This window comes from Chitinophaga fulva (genome assembly GCF_012927205.1).
GTDB lineage: Bacteria > Bacteroidota > Bacteroidia > Chitinophagales > Chitinophagaceae > Chitinophaga > Chitinophaga fulva.
The window spans coordinates 811463-833170 of the sequence record NZ_JABBGC010000001.1; the positions used below are offsets into that span (position 1 = coordinate 811463).

General features: G+C 49.4%; 17 protein-coding genes and 1 tRNA gene. 9 read left to right on the forward strand and 9 right to left on the reverse strand.

Annotated features, from left to right (window positions below; all coding sequences use genetic code 11):
• Positions 1-47: 47 nt before the first annotated feature.
• Positions 48-3338 (reverse strand): DEAD/DEAH box helicase, encoded by a 3291-nt coding sequence (locus HHL17_RS03530; RefSeq protein WP_169223405.1) that lies wholly within the window; start codon positions 3336-3338, stop codon positions 48-50.
• Positions 3339-3426: 88 nt separating this feature from the next.
• Between HHL17_RS03530 and proC the strand changes: the two genes are divergently transcribed.
• A complete protein-coding gene (gene proC / locus HHL17_RS03535; RefSeq protein WP_169223406.1) occupies positions 3427-4224 on the forward strand; it encodes a pyrroline-5-carboxylate reductase in 798 nt (265 codons plus the stop codon).
• Here proC and HHL17_RS03540 read toward each other — a convergent pair.
• The 6 genes from HHL17_RS03540 to HHL17_RS03565 form a co-directional block, all read right to left on the reverse strand.
• Positions 4221-4715 (reverse strand): SixA phosphatase family protein, encoded by a 495-nt coding sequence (locus HHL17_RS03540; protein WP_168870788.1) that lies wholly within the window; start codon positions 4713-4715, stop codon positions 4221-4223. The genes proC and HHL17_RS03540 overlap by 4 nt on opposite strands.
• Positions 4716-4895: 180 nt before the next feature.
• Positions 4896-6623 (reverse strand): amidophosphoribosyltransferase, encoded by a 1728-nt coding sequence (locus HHL17_RS03545; protein WP_240975076.1) that lies wholly within the window; start codon positions 6621-6623, stop codon positions 4896-4898.
• Between the two features lie 360 nt (positions 6624-6983).
• Positions 6984-8363, reverse strand: a complete 1380-nt coding sequence (locus HHL17_RS03550) for a peptidylprolyl isomerase (RefSeq protein WP_169223408.1) — start codon at positions 8361-8363, stop codon at positions 6984-6986.
• Positions 8364-8578: 215 nt separating this feature from the next.
• Positions 8579-12220: a translation initiation factor IF-2 gene (infB, locus tag HHL17_RS03555; protein ID WP_240975077.1), complete on the reverse strand. Its 3642-nt coding sequence runs from the start codon at positions 12218-12220 to the stop codon at positions 8579-8581.
• A gap of 91 nt (positions 12221-12311) precedes the next feature.
• Positions 12312-13559, reverse strand: a complete 1248-nt coding sequence (gene nusA / locus HHL17_RS03560; protein WP_169223409.1) for a transcription termination factor NusA — start codon at positions 13557-13559, stop codon at positions 12312-12314.
• 16 nt (positions 13560-13575) lie between these two features.
• Positions 13576-14040, reverse strand: a complete 465-nt coding sequence (locus HHL17_RS03565; protein ID WP_240975078.1) for a ribosome maturation factor RimP — start codon at positions 14038-14040, stop codon at positions 13576-13578.
• Between the two features lie 159 nt (positions 14041-14199).
• Between HHL17_RS03565 and HHL17_RS03570 the strand changes: the two genes are divergently transcribed.
• From HHL17_RS03570 to HHL17_RS03580, 3 genes are all read left to right on the forward strand, one after another.
• Entirely contained in the window at positions 14200-14493 is a 294-nt protein-coding gene (locus HHL17_RS03570; RefSeq protein ID WP_169223411.1) for a DUF2752 domain-containing protein, read from the forward strand.
• A 9-nt stretch (positions 14494-14502) separates the two neighbouring features.
• Positions 14503-14856, forward strand: a complete 354-nt coding sequence (locus tag HHL17_RS03575) for a TM2 domain-containing protein (protein ID WP_169223412.1) — start codon at positions 14503-14505, stop codon at positions 14854-14856.
• A 76-nt stretch (positions 14857-14932) separates the two neighbouring features.
• Complete coding sequence (locus HHL17_RS03580; RefSeq protein ID WP_169223413.1) at positions 14933-15190, forward strand: DUF4834 family protein; 258 nt, start codon at positions 14933-14935, stop codon at positions 15188-15190.
• Positions 15191-15221: 31 nt separating this feature from the next.
• Here the strand turns inward: HHL17_RS03580 and HHL17_RS03585 are convergent, their stop codons facing one another.
• Positions 15222-15848, reverse strand: coding sequence for an HAD family hydrolase (locus HHL17_RS03585; protein WP_169223414.1), 627 nt, complete (start codon positions 15846-15848; stop codon positions 15222-15224).
• A 134-nt stretch (positions 15849-15982) separates the two neighbouring features.
• On the opposite strand from HHL17_RS03585, the gene HHL17_RS03590 reads away from it, so the two are divergent.
• From HHL17_RS03590 to HHL17_RS03605, 4 genes are all read left to right on the forward strand, one after another.
• A tRNA-Ile gene (locus tag HHL17_RS03590) sits at positions 15983-16056 on the forward strand.
• Between the two features lie 150 nt (positions 16057-16206).
• Positions 16207-17475: a DUF3108 domain-containing protein gene (locus tag HHL17_RS03595; RefSeq protein WP_169223415.1), complete on the forward strand. Its 1269-nt coding sequence runs from the start codon at positions 16207-16209 to the stop codon at positions 17473-17475.
• A gap of 140 nt (positions 17476-17615) precedes the next feature.
• Positions 17616-18917 carry a DUF3108 domain-containing protein gene (locus HHL17_RS03600; RefSeq protein WP_169223416.1) on the forward strand — a complete coding sequence of 434 codons (1302 nt, stop codon included), beginning with the start codon at positions 17616-17618 and terminating at the stop codon, positions 18915-18917.
• 108 nt (positions 18918-19025) lie between these two features.
• Positions 19026-20003 carry a hypothetical protein gene (locus HHL17_RS03605; protein ID WP_169223417.1) on the forward strand — a complete coding sequence of 326 codons (978 nt, stop codon included), beginning with the start codon at positions 19026-19028 and terminating at the stop codon, positions 20001-20003.
• On the opposite strand, the gene HHL17_RS03610 is transcribed toward HHL17_RS03605, so the two are convergent.
• Entirely contained in the window at positions 19945-20532 is a 588-nt protein-coding gene (locus HHL17_RS03610) for a sigma-70 family RNA polymerase sigma factor (protein ID WP_169223418.1), read from the reverse strand. The genes HHL17_RS03605 and HHL17_RS03610 overlap by 59 nt on opposite strands.
• Before the next feature lie 103 nt (positions 20533-20635).
• Here HHL17_RS03610 and HHL17_RS03615 point away from each other — a divergent pair, with 103 nt between their 5' ends.
• On the forward strand, positions 20636-21616 hold the full coding sequence (locus HHL17_RS03615) for a FecR family protein (protein ID WP_169223419.1): 981 nt from the start codon (positions 20636-20638) through the stop codon (positions 21614-21616).
• Positions 21617-21708: the final 92 nt, after the last annotated feature.

Consider the following 21708-nt stretch of genomic DNA (forward strand, 5'->3'; position numbering starts at 1 on the left):
ACAGCGTGTGGCCATAGTTGTTAGGTTACTTTTTCGATTTAGCTGTTTTACAGGCTGCCCCTGACCATCTCACCCAGTACCTTCCGGTAGTGCGGGCTTCGGCTCAAAACCGGTTCATAGCCCAGCAGGACCACCTGTTTTCGTGCACGCGATAACGTTACCAGCAACTTACGGTCTACCTCTATATCTGCTTCATCCCACGTGAAACTGCCCAGGCATTGCAGGGTATCCACCTGTGCGGCATGATAAACCGCCAGGGACACGATAATAATATCGTTTTCTGATCCCTGGAAACGCTCCACCGTGTCTATGTTCACCTGCTGCAGGGCCTTGTCTCCCGCCAGTAGCTCCCGTATCAGGCTGATCTGGGTGCGCCATGGTGTGACTACTCCTACCGTATCCCGGCTGAAGGAGTCGCCATACTGCGTTTTGAGATACTGCAACAGGGAAACGACCCTTTCAGCTTCCGTCTGGTTCATTTTGGAAGTGGCCTCATAAGGGCTGGGAATAAATATTTTCCTGCCCAGGGTCAGTATGTGCCGCCACGGCATGGTATCCGGACAGCTACCCGGATCGAAGTCCGCCCGTTGCTGCTCCCCGCCTGACGCCAGTTGCCCTGCATAATAGTGATTGACCAGGCTGGCAATACTTTCGTGCATCCGGAAATGGGTGTTCAGCATTCCCCATGCATGACGCCACTGCGCTTGTTTACAGCGGTGCATCAGTCTTTCAAAGATGGAGCACCGCAGGTCCCGTATGCCCAGTTCCTGCAGCAGCGGGTCTTTCACCCGGCAGAATGTGGCTTCTTGTGTAACCACCGGCGGCAGCTGGTTCTGGTCTCCTATCAGTATAAACTTGCGGAAAGGCATCAGCAGCCCCAATAGCTGCGGCTCTGTGAGCTGTGACGCTTCGTCAACAATCAGTGTGTCTGTGGGAATGCCCATCATCACCAGTTGCTCCAGCCGGGTAGCCATGGTGGCGACTGTTGCCACAAAAACACGATGTCCTGTGATATAGGTACGGGCATCGTCCAACGAGCCTTTCAGGCAAAGGTCGCGCAGCTGTTGCGAAGGCCCGGTACTCCGGCCGCCAAGCCGCAAATGCTGTATCTGACGGGCTTCCAGCTTGTTGCAAATCTCGTCTACGGCTTTATTGGTAAACGCTACTATCACAACGTGACGCTGTTGTTTGATCATCTCTCCCACAATGGTGGTGAGCAGCGATGATGTTTTGCCTGTACCGGGAGGCCCCTGTAACAGGTAATAGTCCTGCGCTTCCAACGCTTGCTGTACGATCTTTTCCTGATTGGCATTGAACATGGCCGGCGCCGGAAATGGTAAGGGCTGCCAACGGGGTATTTCCAGTCCGAGCAAGAGGCGGACACGCTGCGCATTTGCCGGCGACAGCATCTGGAACAACGCAGACGCTGCCATCCAATAATTGGACTCATAGATATCATGTTCAATGACCCACTCATCAAACTGCCGGAAGAAATCCAGCGTCATCTGCCGGTTGTTGAGCGAAAAGATGAGGGTATCTTTCGCCAGGTCATCGATGCGGCCTTTGAGCAGCTGTTGCTGTAAAGGCTGTAATCCGGCACCAGTACGGGGATAGATGACAGCGGTATCTCCCGTGCGAAAATTGTGGCTAACGGGACCGGCTATATCAAAAAGTACGGCGCTGTTTACATGGTCAAATTCCCGGAAACGTAATCCGGGGATGATGTTAAAGCGGGCCGCCTTTTCCGCGGCTGTCTGCAGCCAGAGAGCGGAGAAGCCATCTGCATCTTCCTCACGGTCTGTTTCGGAATACATGCCGCATTTGGCCTGCAGGTATTCCCGCAGTACAAAGGACAGGTACTGTTTATAGTAGGCTTTGGCTTCTTCCGTGGCGGAGTACCAGGCTTTTTCAAAGGCTGTAAAGTGTACGGTGCTGAAGGGCGGCAATCCTGTGGCGGCGGCACCGGTGATGGAAGACAGCACGTTATACTCCTCTCCTGCCAGCCGCAGCAGCATGGCCACCACCTGGTTGCGCAACAGCATCAGCTCATTTTCGGTACGGTGCGTGCTGCTGACATTCCGGAGCGGATTAGCCGCAGCGGCTGAATACAAAATAGCGGAACTGCCTTTACGTTGCCGGCCAAAGGCGGAACGTAACAGCAGGTTGTACCCTACTACCTGCATTTCATGGTTTTTCCACGTATTGAAGTCGGGCGCTTTCCCGCTTTTTAATTCAAATATCTCTTTACGGTGTGGGTCCTCATCGTCTTCTGTCATGAGGTCCAGCCTTCCCTGCAGGCCGTACCGGGCAGAGAAAAAGGTGGGCTCTATCTGGACCGGTTTGTCGCGCAGGTCGCGGACGGTAGCGTGGAGATTGCCCCAGTGATGTTGCCGGATATCGCGGAACATCTCGTTGAGCTGCTCACGGCCGTAGGCAGCTGCCTGTAGCACGTTTTCCGCCACCGCTTCCACGAAGGATGTTTTGACGTCCACTTCGCCGTTGCGTAGCATTTCGTCCAGCAGGGCGTTGACGAGGTTTCCCTTAAAAGCCGCTGGTGAGGCCTGATGGGGCGTCAGTTTCCGGACGAGGTATAATAAATGATTAGCGCCTTTATGGGTAAAACACTCTGCGAGATCGCTGATATCGATGAGCAGGTCCGGCTCCAGGATAATCTGGCTTTCGGGTGCCGTCAGATAGTGTTGTGGATGATCTCCCTGCCGGCAATGATGCACCAGGATGGTGTCATATGGGCGCAGCAAAGGATACAGGGCCACTACAGTCAGGTCATCAAGCTGATCGAGCGATAGTTCAAAGGTGCCTTGTTCATCGTTTTTGGCGGTGATGGTGAAAGTATGTGTGCCTTTATCGTTCAGTACCAGCGGGCTGGTACCCGTGACCATACATTTCAGCAGTGGAATATCGGAGGGGTGATGCTGATAGGACAAGGAGAGGTGGGTACCGCCGGTATCGCGGAACAGGAGCCGGATGTCTTCCGGTGCCTGCTCCTGATAAGCCCAGGCTACGGCTTCAACGAGTGCTTTAATGCAGCACTGATGTTCTTGTTCCTGCAGGGGGAACATGCCGCTGGTGGCCCTGTTGGTGAGGAGGCGGAGCGCAGACAAAGGTTGCCGGATTTCCGGAGGCACTACCTGTTTATCGAAATAAAACTGCATACGCGCAAACAGGTTACCGAAAGACCGTGTTTCTTCCCGTGTAAGATCGCGAAACAGTGTTTCGAGTATCTGCCGGTACTGGCGGATTTTATCTTCCGGGTTGGTTGAATGATGCGCTTCTTTTATCCTGGCGAAAAAAGCGGCTGCCTTGTGTGTTGCCTGCATAGTTGCAAGATAACGAATACACGCGGTTTGCATCAGTGGCGCAATTGTTATACCTTCCGTAGGATTTTATCTGAAAAAAATAAATTTTATGTCAGCCAAAAAAATAGCCATTATAGGCGGGGGAAATCTGGGTTCAGCAATCGCACAGGGATTGGTGAAAAGCGGTTTTTCCCAGCCGTCCGATATTACCGTTACCAAGCGCAATACCAGTACACTGGCCGATCTGAAGGCTGCCGGTGTGCAGGTGGAGACAGACAATGCGAAAGCCATCCGGCAATCGGAGGTGATTGTAGTGGCGCTGAAGCCGTACAATGTGCGGGAGGTGTTACAGGAACTGAAGAGTGACCTGGACCCCGCAAAACATATTCTGATCAGTGTGGTGACTGGTGTCAGTATCGCCGACTTATCACACATTGTACCGGACATGCCGGTGGTGCGGGCCATGCCTAATACAGCCATTGCCATACAGGAGTCTATTACCTGCATCTGTGCAGCTAATGCCAGCGAAGAGCAGTTGCGTTATGTAAAGACCATGTTTGATCAGTTGGGTGCTACTGTCAGCATCGATGAAAAGCTGATGGATGCCGCTACCGTGTTGGGTGCCTGCGGTATTGCCTTTGCGTTGCGTTTTATCCGTGCCAATATACAGGGCGGTATTGAAATTGGGTTCGATGTAAGAACAGCCAGCCTGATTGCTGCACAAACGGTGAAAGGCGCAGCCGAGCTGTTGATCCGTGAGAACCGTCACCCGGAAGAGGAAATTGACAAGGTGACTACTCCGAAGGGCTGTACCATAGCCGGACTGAATGAAATGGAGCACCAGGGCTTCAGTTCATCACTGATAAAAGGTATTAGTACTTCTTATAATAAGATTGTGAAAGGTTAGTTGTTGCGGGGGTAGTCGAAGAAGAGGAATTTTTTGCGGGCGAGGTCGAAGTCTTTCCAGCTGTCGGTATCGGCCTGTATAGCGAAGATGCCGGTAGTGGGCACGTTATCGATGCGGATTTCTTCAGTGAGATAATTGGCAAAGTCCGTGATGCCGGGGTTATGCGCGAAGATGGCCACCGCGTTGAAGTCGTCATCTATCTTGGTGATCACTTTGAGGAAAGTGGAAGCGTAACAGAGATAGAGTTCTTCTTCGAGGAGGATAGCCTGTTTAGGATAGTGCCATTCTTCAGCCATGATTTTGGCGGTAGTGCGGGCACGTTTGGCAGGGCTGGCGATGATCAGCTCCGGGACCATGCCTCTGGATACGAGGCGTTGGGCCATTTCCGGCGCATTTTGTTTTCCCCGCTTATTGAGCGGCCTGTCAAAATCGTCCATGTCCGGATTGGTCCAGCTGGATTTTGCATGACGGATGAGTAGGAGTGTTTTCATGGGCTGAAAACGGTGATTTACCGGAACGAAAATAAAGATTTTACAGGAAGTTAATGTGTTAGGAGAATAATGCCAGCCAGCCGGGGATGATTTAAGACAAAATTAACACGGCAGGATACCACTAAAAAAGCGAAGATCAGTTACTGATCTTCGCTTTTTTTATGATGACGGAGTCTTGATTTAGTAGCCTCTTTCATTTTTGCCTTCCATGAAGTTCATGAAGGCTTTATTTACCACGCGGTTGCCGCCGGGAGTAGGATAATCACCGGTGAAGTACCAATCGCCCAGGTTGTTGGGGCACGCCTCATGGAGGCTTTCGATAGACTGGTAGATGACTTCCACATGGGCGCCGATACCTTCCGGAGTGAGGATTTCCGCGATTTTAGCGGAGATCTGTTCCGGTGTGAATGGCTTATAGACATTCTTCACCACGTTTTGTGCGTGGAGCGTGTTGGTACGTTGTAATTCTTTGCACAGGCCATAGGCTTCCTGGAGGATGTGTTCCTTGCCATGGTCTTTCAGCAGGGCGATGGCAGCCTGGAAGGCCACGAAGTCGCCCATTTTGCTCATATCGATACCGTAGCAGTCGGGGTAGCGGATCTGCGGAGCAGAAGATACCACGATGATGCGTTTGGGGCCGAGGCGGTCGAGCATTTTTATGATGCTTTCGCGGAGGGTGGTACCACGAACGATAGAGTCATCGATCACAACGAGGGAGTCGATGCCAGGTCTTACCGTACCGTAGGTAATATCGTATACGTGCTGTACCATTTCATTACGGCTGGAATCTTCCGTGATGAAGGTGCGCATTTTCACGTCTTTGATAGCGATTTTATCGATGCGGATACGACGGTTGATCATTTCATTGAGCTTCTCCTCGTCGTAGTCTTTGTCCCAGGAGAGGATTCTCTCCACTTTGATTTTGTTGAGATAGTCTTCCAGTCCTTTTAACAGGCCATAGAAGGCTACTTCCGCCGTGTTGGGGATGAAGGAGAAGATGGTATTTCTCAGGTCGTTGTCGATGGCTTTGAGCACAGTAGCCGACAGGTTACGGCCGAGGGAGGTACGTTCCTTGTATATTTTCTCGTCGTTACCGCGGGAGAAGTAGATCCTTTCGAAGGAGCAGGCTTTGCGTTCTTTCGGTTCGAGGATTTGTTCGATTGCGTATTCGCCGTTTTCTTTTACGATGAGGGCGTTGCCGGGCATCAGTTCGAGCACTTCATTTTCGCCTACGTTGAAGGTAGTGCGGATAGCGGCTCTTTCAGAAGCGGCCACGATCACGTCGTCGTTGACATAATAGTAGGACGGGCGGATGCCGTGCGGGTCGCGGATGACGAAGGCGTCGCCGGTGCCGATAAGGCCGCAGGCGTGATAGCCGCCGTCGAACAGGGAGAATGCCTGTTGCAGGATATGTTTAACATCGAGGCCATTGCGGCGTTCTTCATCTTCTTTAGAGAGGAAGTGATGAACGGTTTCGAGCATGGCAGCGAGGTCAGAATTTTTGTGGACTTCACCGGGGTTTACCTGAACAAATTTGAAGAGCTCATCAGCATTTACCAGGTTAAAGTTGCCTGCCATAGCAAGGTTACGGGCAGGGATGGTGTTGTAGCGTACAAACGGGTGGCAGAGTTCCACGTTGTTTTTGCCCTGGGTGGCGTAGCGGAGGTGTCCCATCAGGTTTTCACCAAGAAACCGGATATGTCCTTTCAGGAGACCGGGATATTTGGTGATTTCGGGTTGATACTTTTCGATTTCCTGGATTTCCTCCCGGATTTTACCGAAAATATCGCCGATAGCTTGTGGGGCGGCGCTACGAATCCTGTGCATGAAGGGAACGCCGGGTTCCGTATTGAGTTTTACTGTGGCCACACCAGCGCCATCCTGGCCTCTGTTGTGTTGTTTTTCCATGAGCAGGTACAGTTTGTTTAGCCCATAGAACACAGTCCCATATTTTTGCTGGTAATAAGAGAATGGTTTTCTTAATCTTATGAATGCCAGGCCGCATTCATGTTTGATCGCATCACTCATCGCTGAAATTTGAAGACGCAAAGTTACGCCAAAAAAATACCAATTACGAATTGTGCATGTTGAGCGGTGAGAAGCTGGCCAACGGGAGATCAGAAAAAGGGCAGGCATCTACCTAAACAGCAATAAAACAAGCGATAAAAAGCGTTGGGGGGCGGGAAAGAAAAAGGGCGAAGACAGCAGCTTTTGTTCGCTTCTATCTTCGCCCATCAGGAAAATCAGGTTAAATCCTGTACATCACAGTTACTGTTTGGCCAGTGAGGACATCCATTGGCTGATATGTGTACAGCTTTTATAGTCTTCATCTACGTGTACGTAGAAGGTTGGTATCTTTTCGATGAGCCATTTGTTGATGGCTTCTGCTCTTTTGATATCGAGAGTCCGTTGCTGGATACGGGAGTAGTCATCGGTCAGATTTTCGCGGTGTGGCTGGGTGCGTGTTTTGAGGTACACGATCCTGACACCGGGAGCGCCTGATTCGTCGGTAAATGCAACGGGGGCGGATATTTTTCCGGGTTTAAGGGTATCGAGCATCAGTACGATATCTCTTTCGGACGGGTCATCGAGCTGGTCGATGGTGAGCAGGGTACCTTCTCCGGTTTTGGACTGGAGCATACCGCCGTCGAATTTGGCGCTTTTAGAGTCACTGAATTTCGCCACCGCTTCCGGGAAGGTGATTTTGTTATTCAGGATCAGGGTACGGATAGAATCCAGTTTAGCTGTGGCGCCGGCCAGATCGGCTTTGGTTACCGCAGCTTTCAGCAGGATATGCTGTACCGTTACATTATCGCCGGAGCGTTTGATCATCTGGATAAGGTGATAACCGAACTGGGATTTTACAGGGGAAGATATTTCACCTTCTTTCAGACGGAAGGCGGCGGCCATAAAGTCCGCGTCCCACTGTTTGTCGCTGCGGTTCATCACGTAGATGCCTTTGTTTTCCTTTACGCCGGGGTCTTCAGAGTAGAGAATCGCGAGGGAGCCGAAGTCGGATTCCTTGTTTACGACTCTTTTTTTGAAGTCCTGCAGGCGTTCTATCGCGTAGTTGTCCATTTCACGGGTAGCCTTTGGAATCAGGACGAGTTGGCCTATTTCCAGTTCAGACTCATAGAAATGGAGGCTGTCTTTCGGGATGGCGTCGAAGTAGCGTTTAACTTCTGAAGGGGTTACCTTCACGTTTTCCACGACTTTATTGCGCATAGCCTGAGCGAGCAGGCCTTCTTTGATAGGCGTGCGGAAACGTTCGCGGAGTTGGTATACGCTGTAGCCGGTAATTTCTTTCATTTTTTCTTTGGAGCCGTAGAGCTGTTCGAAGTAGCGGATACGGTTTTCCATTTGAGCTTCCACGTCTCCATCAGAAACGGGCAAGCTGTCCCTTTCTGCCTGGAGCACCATCACCTTTTGGGAGATCAGCATTTCCATGGTAGTGCAGGCAGCCTTGGGGCTGACGGTGCCATCGGGGGAGTTCCGGGCCTGGTCTGCCATGGCGCCGTCCATATCGGATTTGAGGATGATTTTATCCCCTACTACGCCGATAATTTTGTCTGCCACGAGTTTTTGCTGAGCGGCAGCAGCTTGCCATAACAGCAAGGCTCCTGCAGATAAAGCCAAAAGTTTCTTCATATTATAGCGGTAAAATCCAAAAATAACCAATTAAAGATCAGGACTGTATTTAATATCGACGGATTTAACAAAAGTTTAGATAAGCCTTTGGTTTCACGCCGATGGGCAGGGATAAAAAAAGAAAAAGCTGTCAAAAAGCGGGGATATTGAGGGTATCACCATTTCTGACAGCTTTTTTTATGACTTCCCGGTCTGGAGGGACCGGGAAGCGGGTATTAGAGTGTTCTTTTTACTTCCACCTCTTCGAAACCTTCGATAATATCGTTTGGTCTCAGGTCGCTGTATCCGCGGATACTCAGACCGCACTCCATGTTAGCGGCCACTTCCTTCACGTCATCTTTATAACGTTTGAGGGAGCCGAGTTCGCCTGTATGGACTACGATACCGTCGCGTACCACGTTGATGCGGGTGTTTCTGGTCAGCTTGCCATCGAGTACGAAGCAACCGGCCACTGTAACCTTGTCGAATTTGTAAGTTTCGCGTACCTGTACGTTGCACACCACTTTTTTCTCGATTTTGGGTTCCAACATCCCTTCCATCGCGCTCTTGATCTCGTCGATCGCGTCGTAGATGATAGAGTAGTTGCGGATTTCGATGTTTTCTTTTTCCGCAAGCTTGGCAGCCTGGGAAGAAGGACGCACCTGGAAACCGAGGATGATAGCGTCGGAGGCAGTCGCGAGCAGGACATCGGATTCGGTGATCTGACCCACTGCTTTGTGTACGATACTGATAACGATTTCTTCGGTAGACAGTTTCTGGAGGGAGTCGCTCAATGCTTCCACAGAGCCGTCGAAGTCGGCCTTGATGATGAGGTTGAGCTGTTTAAAGTTACCCAGAGCCAGCCTGCGGCCGATTTCATCGAGGGTGATATGTTTCTTGGTACGGATACCTTGTTCGCGGACGATCTGTGCTCTGCGGTTAGCTGTTTCTTTTGCTTCAGATTCGTCTTCGTACATTTTGAACTTCTCACCGGCTTGTGGTGCGCCGTTAAGGCCGAGCACCTGTACTGGCATAGAAGGACCGGCTTCATCCATACGTTGGCCGCGTTCGTTGAACATGGCTTTGATTTTACCGTAGAAGGAGCCTGATACGATAGTGTCGCCCTGGCGGAGGGTACCGTTTTGTACCAGCAGGGAGGCCACGTATCCACGGCCTTTATCGAGGGATGCTTCCACGATGCTTCCGGAGCCTTCGCGGTCCGGGTTGGCTTTCACGTCGAGCAGTTCCGCTTCCAGCAGGATTTTTTCCAGCAGGACATCGATATTGAGGCCGCTTTTAGCGGATATTTCCTGGCTTTGGTATTTACCGCCCCAGTCTTCCACGAGGAGGTTGAGCTGGGCCAGTTGTTCCTTGATTTTTTCCGGGTTGGCGCCGTCTTTATCCACTTTGTTGATTGCGAACACCATTGGGAGGCCTGCGGCCTGTGAGTGGGAGATCGCTTCACGTGTTTGTGGCATGATGGCGTCATCGGCAGCGATCACGATCACGGCGATGTCGGCGGCTTTGGCACCGCGGGCACGCATGGCCGTAAACGCTTCGTGGCCGGGGGTATCGAGGAAAGTTATTTTTTTGCCGTTGGAAGTAGTAACCTGGTAAGCACCGATGTGTTGGGTGATACCGCCGGCTTCACCCGCTACCACGTTGGCGTTGCGGATATAGTCGAGCAGTGATGTTTTACCGTGGTCAACGTGACCCATGATGGTAACGATCGGAGCGCGTGGCAGCAGATCTTCCGGAGCGTCTACGTCTTCTTCTTCTTCGGAGTCTTCCGCTGCGTCGAGGCCGATGAATTCCACTTCGTAGCCAAATTCGCCGGCTACCAGTTCGATTACTTCCGCATCGAGGCGTTGGTTGATGGATACCATGATACCGAGGCCCATACATTTGGAGATAACTTCAGCGAAGCTAACGTCCATTAGGTTGGCGAGCTCGCTCACAGAAACGAATTCCGTTACCTGGAGTTTGTTGTCATCAGCGCCTTCTCTGGCTTTCTGACTGGCTCTTTCCTCGCGTTTTTCCCTACGGTGTTTGGCTTTCACGTTTTTACCGCGACCGCCGCCACCGAGTTTGGCCATGGTTTCCTTGATTTTATTCTGGATTTCGTTTTTATCGATTTCCTTTTCTTCCACAGTGCGTTTATCATCAGCGCCGCGGCCTCCTGGTCGGAAGTTTCCGCCCTGGCCTGGTCTGTTGAAGCCGGGTCTGTTTCCACCCTGGCCACCGCCTTGTCTGTTGAAGCCGCCGCCTTGTTGGCCGCCTGGTCTGTTATGACCACCCTGGCCGCCTTGTTGGCCACCACCTCTGTTGAAGCCACCGGCACCTTGCTGGCCGCCGCCTCTGTTGAAGCCGGTACCTTGCTGGCCGCCCTGTTGTCCCTGGCCTCTGTTAAAGCCGCCGCCTTGTTGGCCGCCTCTGTTGAAGCCGCCACCTTGTTGGCCGCCCTGACGGTTACGGTTATCACCGCCCTGGTTACGGTTGTCACCGCTTTGGTTGCGGTTGTCGCCACCCTGATTACGGTTACCGCCGCCACCTTGCTGGCCGCCTTCTTTGAAGTCTTTCGGCTGGATGGGTTCAGGTTTTTTCTCCACGATAATACGTTTGCGTTTACGTTTTTCGTCGCGGTTGAAGTTGCCTTTATTGTTATCGCGTCTGTCGGACTGAACGGGCAGTTCGATTTTACCGATTACTTTAGGGCCGGTCAGTTTTTCGGCCTGGATGTTACTGATCACGGTAGGCTCTTCCTGTTGGGGAGGAGTTTGGGTGTTTTCAGCAGCGGGGGCAGGCGGAATATTGCGTTGTTCTTCCTTTACGGGCTGTTTAACAGGAATGTTAGCCGGTTCTTTGACTGCAGCCGGTTTTGCCTCTTGTAATACTTCTTCCACTTTGTTAACTACAGGTTTATCTTCAACCGGTGCGGCTTTCTCCGTTTTTTCTGTCGTATCGGTTTTAACTGTTTGCGCTACTTTCTCTGCTTGCGGAGCGGGGGCTGTTTCAGCTTTTTCCGCTTTGGGCGCTGCTTTTTCCACGTCTTCCTGTTTTGCAACAGGAGTGGCAACTGGTGCCGGCGTGGGTTCCGGTTTTTCTTCCGGTTTAGCTGCTACAGGAGGGGCAACCGGTTGTGGTTTTTCCTCTTTAGGAGCAGGTGCCGCTGTTTGTTGAGGAGCCGGTTTTTCTTCCGGTTCTTTTTTGGCAGCGGGTTTTTTATTACGGTTAAGGGCATCGAGGTCGATCGTGGTGATGACTTTCGGGCCGTTAATCTTAGGAGATTCTGTTTTCACCACTTCTGGTTCAGCGGGAGGTGCCGGTGCTTTTGGAACTTCCGCAACAGGGGGAGCTGTAACAGCCGGAGGTTCTTGTTTAGGCTTGGCTTCCTCTTTTTCTTTTACCGGAGGGGGTGTTGGTTGAGCCGGAGCAGCCGCCTGAGGTTCCTTTTTAGGCGTTTCCTTCACAGGTTCCTGTTTAGGTTCGGGGGCTTGTTCAGCTTTGGGAGCTTCCGCTACGGGTGCAGCCTCATCTTTTTCTTTCAGGTTCTTTTTTGCCGCAGCCTCTGCTTCCTCTTTCTCCTTCTTCATCTTTGTTTCTAACACGCTTCCTTTGGGCAGGGCTATCTGGTCGCTTTTGCGTTTGTTAGCCTTGTCCTGTTGGAATTCCGACTGCAGGGCTGAGTACATGACAGCCGTAAGGCGGGCATTTGGAGATCCAAAGCCGCCCATATCGAAGCCTTTATTGCTAAGGAAATCGATGAGTGTTTCCTTACCAATATTAAACTCTTTGGCTGCAGCCAGCAATCGTGGTGTGTTGTTTGTTGTTTCAGGCATATCGTATTTCGGGCCTCCCCTGTTTCCCGTTTCTTCCAAACGGGATGTTTTTTTACGTTTAAACAATAACTCGAAAAAATCAATTCCCCTTCTAATAAGCCCTTTACCTGGGAAGGTTTCTGGCTGGGCTTTATTCTTTGTCAAACTCTTCCTGTAATATTCTTCTTATATCCTGCACTGTCTCTTCTTCCAGATCTGAACGGCGAACCAGTTCTTCAGTGGTCAGCTCTAATACGCTGCGGGCAGTGTCACAACCTATTCTTTTCAGTTCATCAATGATCCATTCTTCGATTTCATCTGAGAATTCTTCCAGATCGATATCAAATTCGGCTTGTTCCTGAGCTTCGTCGCGGAAGACATCAATTTCGAAGCCTGTGAGTTCGCAGGCGAGTTTGATGTTAACGCCTTTTTTACCGATGGCCAGTGATACCTGGTCAGGGTTGAGGTAAACGGAAGCGTATTTGTTTTCGCTATCTACTTCCATGCGGCTGATCCGGGCTGGTGTGAGGGAGCGTTGAATCAACAGCTGGATGTTGGTAGTATAGTTAATGATATCGATATTTTCGTTTCTGAGCTCGCGCACGATACCGTGGATGCGGCTACCTTTCATCCCTACGCAGGCACCTACCGGGTCGATACGGTCATCGTAGGATTCAACGGCCACTTTCGCTCTTTCACCGGGTTCGCGGACAATTTTCTTGATCACAATCAGGCCGTCAAATATCTCAGGTACTTCAATTTCCAGCAATTTAGCCAGGAAGGATGGATGTGTACGGGAAAGAATGATGAGTGGCGCGTTGTTCTTCATTTCCACTTTCTTTACTACCGCTCTTACATTTTCTCCTTTCTTGAAATAATCTGTCGGAATCTGTTCAGATTTGGGCAAAATTAACTCATTCCCCTCATCATCAAGCAATAAAACTTCTTTTTTCCAAACCTGGTATACTTCCCCGGTAACAATTTCGCCAGCTTTGTCGGCATATTTCTTAACCAGGATGTTCTTTTTGAGGTCACCGATACGGGCAGAAAGGGTTTGTTTGGCGGCGAGAATAGCCCTGCGGCCGAAGTCGAGGATCTCTACTTCTTCATAGAGATCTTCCCCTATCTGGTAATCTGGTTCAACTTTAATGGCCTCTGAGTAGGCGATCTGCGCATTGTCATCTTCCACTTCACCGTCAGACACGATAGTGCGGCGGCGTAATATTTCAAGGTCACCTTTCTCTGTATTTACGATCACGTCAAAATTCTCATCTGAGCCATACTTCTTTCGCAGCAGTGTTTTGAACACATCTTCCAATACCTTCATCAACGTAGGGCGGTCAATGTTTTCCGCCTCCTTAAACTCGGTGAATGACTCAATCAGGTTAATACTAGCCATGTTTATGTATTATATTTTAAAACACGATGCACACTTTGGTGTGCTTTATTTCATTTAGTGTTAATTCGGTTTGTTTGGTTTCTTTCTTTTTGCCGATTGTTTCCTCGATGGTGATGGAGTCATCCGTAACCGTCAGCAATGTACCTTCTTTCACTGCACCGTCAAGGAGGGTGACTTCCACCTTGCGGCCAATGTTTTTCAGGTATTGTCTGTGCAGCTTCAAGGGCTCGTCCAGCCCGGGGGAAGAAACTTCCAGGGAGAAATCGTTGTCAGGAAAGAGCTCACTGGTTTCCAGCAGTGCGTAGAGTTTACGGTTAAAAGATACCAGTTTGTCTACAGGTATCCCCTTATCCCCATCTATAAAGAGTTTTACGTTATTGGTGGGTTTTATCCTGATGTCTACCAAAAAATTGTCGGGATCGTTTGCCAGCAGTCCTTCTGCCAGGTCCCGGATAGCTTTTATCACTTGTTCGTTTGCCATACAAAAAACGAGAAGGGGACGTTCTCCCGTCCCCTTCGTTTGAATCATTTTTCCTGATGCAAATCTACAAATTATTTTAATTGAAAAACAAAATCTTTAACTTGAAGAGAATTCAAACCGCAAGCAGCCCCATCTGGCGATCATATTTAAAATTTTTTAATGATATTTACGTTCCTGAAAAAGCTACATCTGGAGTTGCTGGCCTGGCCGGCAGGGCTGATATGTTTGTTTTTTCTGGACCCGGCCGCCGGTCAGCCGTCCCTGTGCCTGTTTAAAAATATCGGTATTCCCTTCTGTCCCGGCTGCGGGCTGGGCCACGGAATCCACTTTTTTCTGCATGGCCGGTGGCAGGAAGCCATACGCCATCACTGGTTATCGCCGGTTGTGGTAGTGATGCTGATTTACCGTACGGTTCAACTGGCACGGTTTCAATATGCTGAATTTAAATTATAATAAATCGTTATGTCTGAATTTTCATTTGCCATGTTACCGGGCATCGAACAGGAAGAACTGCTGTGGCTGCAGGAACTGACAAAAAGCTACAGTGCTGAAAACAAACAACGTTTCCTGGCATTATACCAGTCCCGCCGGAAAGACCCCCAGATGATACTTATCTGCTGCCTGATCGGGCTGATTGGCCCGGCAGGGATTCAGCGCTTCGTGCTCAACCAGATAGGCATGGGCATCCTCTACCTGGTGACTTTGGGCTTTTGCCTGGTAGGTACCATCGTTGACGCCATCAACCACCGCAAACTGGCCTGGGAATTCAATAAGAAGGAAGCGCTGACGAGCGCTGCGCTGCTGGGACTGGCCTGAGAGCAACGTTAAAGAAACCTTAAAATCAGCGGGTTTTCCGGTTAACGGAAAGATAATCTGCTACCTTTGTCGCACTATGTTGAGATTTTTACTATACATGTTTTTTGCGTGGCTGCTGTACAAGCTGGTATTTGAGTTTATCATACCGGTTTACAGGTCCACCAAGGCGGTTCGTAAACAGATGAACGACATGCAGCAGCATATGCGCCAGCAGTATGAGGAGCAACAGTCTGCCCAACAGGGTTATAACTATAACCAGCAGCAGTCCTCCCAGGGGACGGCACCCAAACCGCCGAAAAGAGACGATTACATCGACTTTGAAGAAATCAAATAAAAAGAAGGCCGCATTGCGGCCTTTTTCATTATCAGCCGTTCTGCGGCCTGAAAATATCCAGTATTGTTTTCGGCGCCTGCAGGTGAAGCGTCTGTAACCCCACCACCTTCGCCCCTTCTATATTGGGCAACGTATCATCAATAAATAATGTCTCCTCCGCTTTCAGCCCATTCTCATCCAGCACCATCTGGTAAGACTCGCGGTCCGGTTTCCGATAGCCCATCAGGTGGGAATAATAAGCCTTGTCGAAAAATACCGCCAGCGACGGGATACCTCTCGTGTCCTGTAGAATTTTATTGAACGTTTCCAGGTGGATCGCATTCGTATTGCTCAACAGATACATACCGTAATGCTGCCTCAATTGCTGCAGCAGCTGTAAACGCTGCAACGGGAAGTCCAGCAGCATAGCATTCCAGGCCGCGATGATCTGTTCGTCTGTCACGCCTTCGGCTACATGTTTTTTCATTTCCGCCACAAATGCTTCCGGCGTAATATGTCCCGTTTCCAGGTTGTCGAATAACCGGGAACCTTTGAACTGGTTGTATAACTGTTCAAAATGCTCTACGCCCAACGCCGTAAAAGCTTCACGGGTCAGCTGATGGTCGATATTGAGAATCACCCCACCCAGGTCGAAGATGATATTTTTTATGCCTTTCATAGTATACAAAGAAAACAGATTTTTTACAGTATAGGCGTACCCGTGCCCGTAGTTTAAAAAAAATTTAGGATAATTCGGGGAAATAATTAACTTTGCCGTCCCTTGAAAAAGGGGAATTTTAGTTCTTCGGAACGGCTCCTATAGCTCAGTTGGTTAGAGCACCTGACTCATAATCAGGGGGTCCCAGGATCATGCCCTGGTGGGAGCACACTACACTAAAAGGCTTTCAGCGTGTTTGCGTTGGGAGCCTTTTTCATTTGAGTTTACTGGTTTCCCAGTATAGGTCACACTCCTCGGAAAATCTAGTTTTGAATAAATTATCAGGACTATGTTTTCTCCCTCCCGTAAATCTATATTCATGGCTGCAGCCGCCATGCTTGCAGCGCTTTCCGGTTATACACAGGCACAGGGTAAATTTGATCCTAAACTGCTGAAGAATGACCGTTATACATTGGCTTGTTACAAAGTGAAAAATGGCCATGAGACACCGATTGGTACGCTCACCGTCGGCCTTCATGCCGCTGGTGACAAGTTTTCGGTGATTACGCTCACTGCTTTCACCGGAATGGAAGTATGGAAAGATACCGCCGTATCCGATCTGAAATCTTTCAGACCTGTCTATCGCTCCTCCCACAACAGCATGAGAGAAATGGTACTGCACTTTGAAGATGACATCACTGGTTATCATATTGATAAGAAAACCGGCCGGGAAAACCAGATCAAAGAATCCGGGAACCGGTCTTTCGTGGACAGTTATACCTACCCTTTTCTTCTGTCGACCTTGCCACTGAACTCCGGCTACCAGACTGATTTTTCAGTGTATGACTACAAACCCGCGAATACGGACAATGTGAAAACTGCTGTGGTACAGGAAGTAAAGAATAGTACCTATGTGAGCCAACTCACCGGAAATCATGATGTGTGGGAAGTCACTGTACATGAGCCTTCTACTGGTGAGAAATCGATTTCCTATATTGACAAAAAGACCCGGCACCTCTGGCAGGTGGACATATTCAGCAAGGGGCTGCAGGTAAGGATGATAGATACGGAATCTGGCTCCGGCGCCCTCAAAGTGCCTTTTGATAAAGAAGCGACCCTGCAAATGGTAAATGGCGGCAAGGCCACCATCTCCGGGCAGGTATTTGCCCGTAACCATTCGCAAAGCAAACACATAACAGCCAAAATACAACTCGTGAATTGGGACCCGAAACAGGCCGCTCCCCGTGGAACAGAGATCATCCTCATCCCGTACAACGATTATTTTAAGGAGTGGGTTAAAGTAAACGAAACACAACAGAAAAAAGGGCTGGAAGGCATCACCCTTTCTGAAGAAGCATCCGGATGTATCAAGAGAACCACTGTATACGACGATGCCGGTCACTTTGAATTTGTGAACCTGATGCCCGGGGACTACCTGCTGTACACTGAATTTAACTTTGTCCACACCTGGCGTGAAACGGAAGTAGTAGGATATTCAGATTACTACAAGAACGGTACGTATCAAACTACCGTGTCAAATACCGAAAGCAAGAAATACAGTGAAGACCTGGAGGCGAACATAAAGAAAATAGTGACGGTGAGTAAGCCCGGAGAGAAAGTGGAGGTGAAACTGAAGAAGACGAAGTAGTAAGTGCCAACAGGTTTCTATAATAAAGGCTTTCAGCGGGTTACGCCGAAAACCTTTATTATGGAAACTACTGGTTTACCAGTAGATATTACATCGGCGAAAAACCTAATTTTGTATTTGTCAGATAAACCATCAGGACTATGTTTTCTCCATTTCGTAACTCAATATTCATTGCCGCCACGACATTGTTTGCGGCTATTTCAGGTAACGCCATCGCCCAGGGCAAATTCGACCCCAAGCTGCTGAAGGATAGCAAGAGCACATTGGTGTGCTATATTGTCAATGATGGCAGTGAACAGGCGATAGGTACTTTCACCATTGGAGTCAATACCACCGGCGGGAAACTCTCCCTTACCACTACCACTGCCCTCGCCGGGCTGGAGGCGTGGAAAGATACGGCTGTATCCGATCTGAACACCTTCAAACCTATCTATGTTGCTTCCCACAATACCATGAAAGACATGGTATTGCATTTCGGTAATGATGTCACTGGATACCATGTTGACAAGAAAACGGGTGAGAAGAAACTGATCAAAGAAGCCGGGAGGCAGTCCTTCGTTGACAGTTATACCTATCCTTTCCTGCTGTCACTCCTGCCGTTAACTTCCGGTTACAAGACTGATCTGTCAGTCTTCGAATATAAGCCCACCAACACTGATAATGTGAAAAAGGTGGTTGTAGAGGAAGTGAGAAACAATACTTACGTCAGCAAATTCACCGGAAAACATGATGTATGGGAAGTGGCAGTGGTAGAACCGGCAACCAATGATAAATTGATTTGCCTGATCGATAAAAAGACCCGTCGGCTTTGGCAGTTAGAGGAAATGGCCAACGGTCAGCATATCAGGATGGTAGACATGGAGACCGACTTTAACTCTATCAAAGCACCTTTCGATAAAGAAGCAACCCTGAAAATGGTAAAAGGTGGCGACGCCATTATATCCGGACAGGTATTTGCCCGTGACTTCGACGAGGGCAACAGACTGCAGGTGGTGAATATAAAGTCCAAACAGGTCGCTGCCAAGGGCACCCAGGTTATCCTTATCCCTTACAACGATTACTTTAAAGAATGGATCAAAGTAAATGAAGAGCAACGGAAAAAAGGCCGGGAAGGCATCGCTCTTTCAGATGACGCCGCGCAATGCATTAAAAGCACCAGGATATACGATGATAATGGTCATTTTGAATTCGTGAACCTGATGCCCGGAGAGTACTTGCTGTATACGGAATTCAGTTTTGCACACTCCTATAGTCAGAGCGAAGTGGTAGGATACACAGACCGTTATATTAACGGCATATTCCAGGGTACCAGCACCAACACAGTAAGCAGGGACTACAGCACGGGCGCAGGCGCCACAGTGAAGAAAGTGGTAACCGTGAGCAAGCCAGGTGAGAAAGTAGACGTGAAACTGAAGAAGACGAAAACCTGGGAAGCGAGATAGTTTTTTATATCATATTGGAAGGCCTTCGGCGAGTGATGCTGGAGGCCTTTTTATTAGTATTTGAAGGGCAGGATTTTTTCTTAATTTGAGCGCTCAAAGCCTATACAAATGCAATTCAACATTGCATTATTGTTATTGTTACCCACCTTTTTCTATGGAGGAAGGACCTGTGCACAGGCATATAATCCTACCGGAACAAAACTGGATGAAAGCCGATTGACTTTATTCCCTGAAACTATCGTGGTAGACGATGCAACAGCTGATGGTGGAAAAGCAATCTTCCGACCTGCCAATGCTGCAGTTAATACCATGTGGTTCGGTCCATACGCTCAGTTTCAGGCCGGAAACTATCTTGTACAGTTCAGAATGAAGGTTACGTCCAATGTCAGTAATAATGCCCTGCTCCAATTGGATGTGATCCCCACCGGAGGGGCATATCAGCCCCTTTGGGTAAGAGCTGATATGTTTCGGGCCAGCAATCAATGGGAATTGATTACTATTCCCATAACATTGACAAACACAGTCTCTAATGTTGAGGTAAGAGGAATTTCGTTTAGGCCTGGTACTACAGATGTATACCTGGATTATATCAATATCATCCCGGGAGATGCAAGAGGATTTTACACCGGAGAATATACCGTGACGAATAAAGGAGATGTAGGCATTGGCACTGTCACACCTGCAACCAAACTCCATGTGATAGGAAAAAGTAAGATTGAAGGAGATATGGATGTAGTGGGAAATATTAAGACGAAAAAAGTAAAAGTGACTGTGTCAGATTGGCCTGACTATGTGTTTGAACCGGGTTATAAAATGACTGCTCTTAGTGAGTTGGAACAATACATTCAACAACATAAGCATCTGCCTGATGTAATACCTGCTGCGGTGGCAAATAAAGAAGGTATTGATGTAAGTGATACGCAGGCCGTCCTGCTGAAGAAGATCGAAGAGCTTACACGATATATTATTGACCAGGATAAGCGTATTAACGCCCAGAATAAGCGCATCGAAGAATTGGAGGCGAAAGTTACACCCACCTCTCCACTACTGCCAATCCCACCACCGCCATCACACCATAATCCTTAAACTCGCTCCGCATCACCTGTAGCGCTTTCCCCATATGCTTTTCTACCGCTTTCACGGAGATGCCTAAACGCTCTGCTATTTCCTTATAAGACAATTCATCTCTTCTGCTCAACAGAAAAATCTCTCTGCTCCGGGAGCTGAGTCTGTCCAGCGCTTCGCCGAAACGTTTCTCCAGTAATTGCAGATCGTAGTTACAGGTGCTTTCGGTGGCTTCGGGGATGAGCAGCTGTTGATGATGCTGTTCATGAATGAGAGAGTTGCGCAGTTCGTTGAGGATGCGGTTACGCAGGGCGCTGTGCAGATAGGCGCGCAGGTTGATGATCTCGCCGAGCGACGATCGTTTCCGGTACAGGGTAAGAAATATTTCCTGTAGCAGGTCTTCCAGCAAATGCGGCACGGGCAGCTTTTTAAAAGCGGCCAGGTATAGCGCCTGGGCATGGCGGTCGTACAACGTTTTGAAGGCGTTGTTATCGTCGCGTGCCAGCAGTGCTATGAGTTCGTGGTCGGATAAGGTGGAATACGCGGTCATTCGGGGCAAAAGTTAAAAAAATAAAAGCGATGTTGATAGTATCTCCCTAAAAAAGAAAAAAGAAGGGGTAGGGTGGGTAAAAAGTTATGTGTCTTATATAGACATGCAACCAGATACAACCGATCGGCAGCTGTTGGTGCTGCTGGACAAATACCTGAAGGGGGACTGTACGGAACAGGAACGGCAGCTGCTGGAGTCCTGGTACGAAGCCTATGAATCCCGGCTGGCGGATGAAGGTCCTGCTGAACTGCCCGCGCTGTATGACCGTATGGTAGTGCAGTTACAGGCCGAACAGGAATGGGCGGTGCCGGTTAAAAAAATGCGTGGCTGGTGGAAAGCCGCGGCGGCGGTGCTGGTCCTGGTGGCGGGCACGATGCTGTTTTGGGTTTTACGCGCTCCCCGGATGGAAGAAGTACGCACCCTGGCGGGGCATCACCGGCAGGTGACCCTCCCCGATGGCACACTGGTATGGCTCAACGTCAGCAGCAGCCTGAAATACAGCACCGGTATGAAAAACGGCAAACGCGACGTGTACCTGGAAGGCGAAGGCTATTTCAATGTGACAACTAACGGCCTCCACCCTTTTATCATTCATACGAAAGACATCACGGTAAAAGTACTGGGCACCCGGTTTAATCTGAAAGCCTACACCGGCGAATCACTGGAAACGTCCCTCCTGCAGGGAAAAGTGGCGGTAAGCCTGAACAACCTGCCGGAGAAATCATTGCAGCTGTCACCACAACATAAACTGACACTTACCCGCAAAGCAGACGCTGAACAGGCCACAGGAGAAGACTGGGGTGAGTTTATAGCGGAAGTATTGCCTATCCAGCGGGAGGGCGAAACCGAAACACTCTGGCAGAAAGACAAAATGGAATTCCATGATAAATCATTTTCCGAGCTGGCCAGGATAATGGAAAGATGGTATGGCAAAACCATCGTTATTAAAGACGCATCGCTGAACAGTAACCGGTTCAACGGTACCTTCCGCCGGGAAGATATCAACCGGGCACTGAAAGCCCTGCAAATCACCGCCGACTTTAACTATAAAATCAAGGGAGACACCGTAATCATTTATAAATAATCAACCAAAGAACAGAACAATGCTAGTATCCACGACTATTCCACTGCCGGGCTAGAGCCCCCTATACATCAATAAAAAAGGGAAGTGCGGCT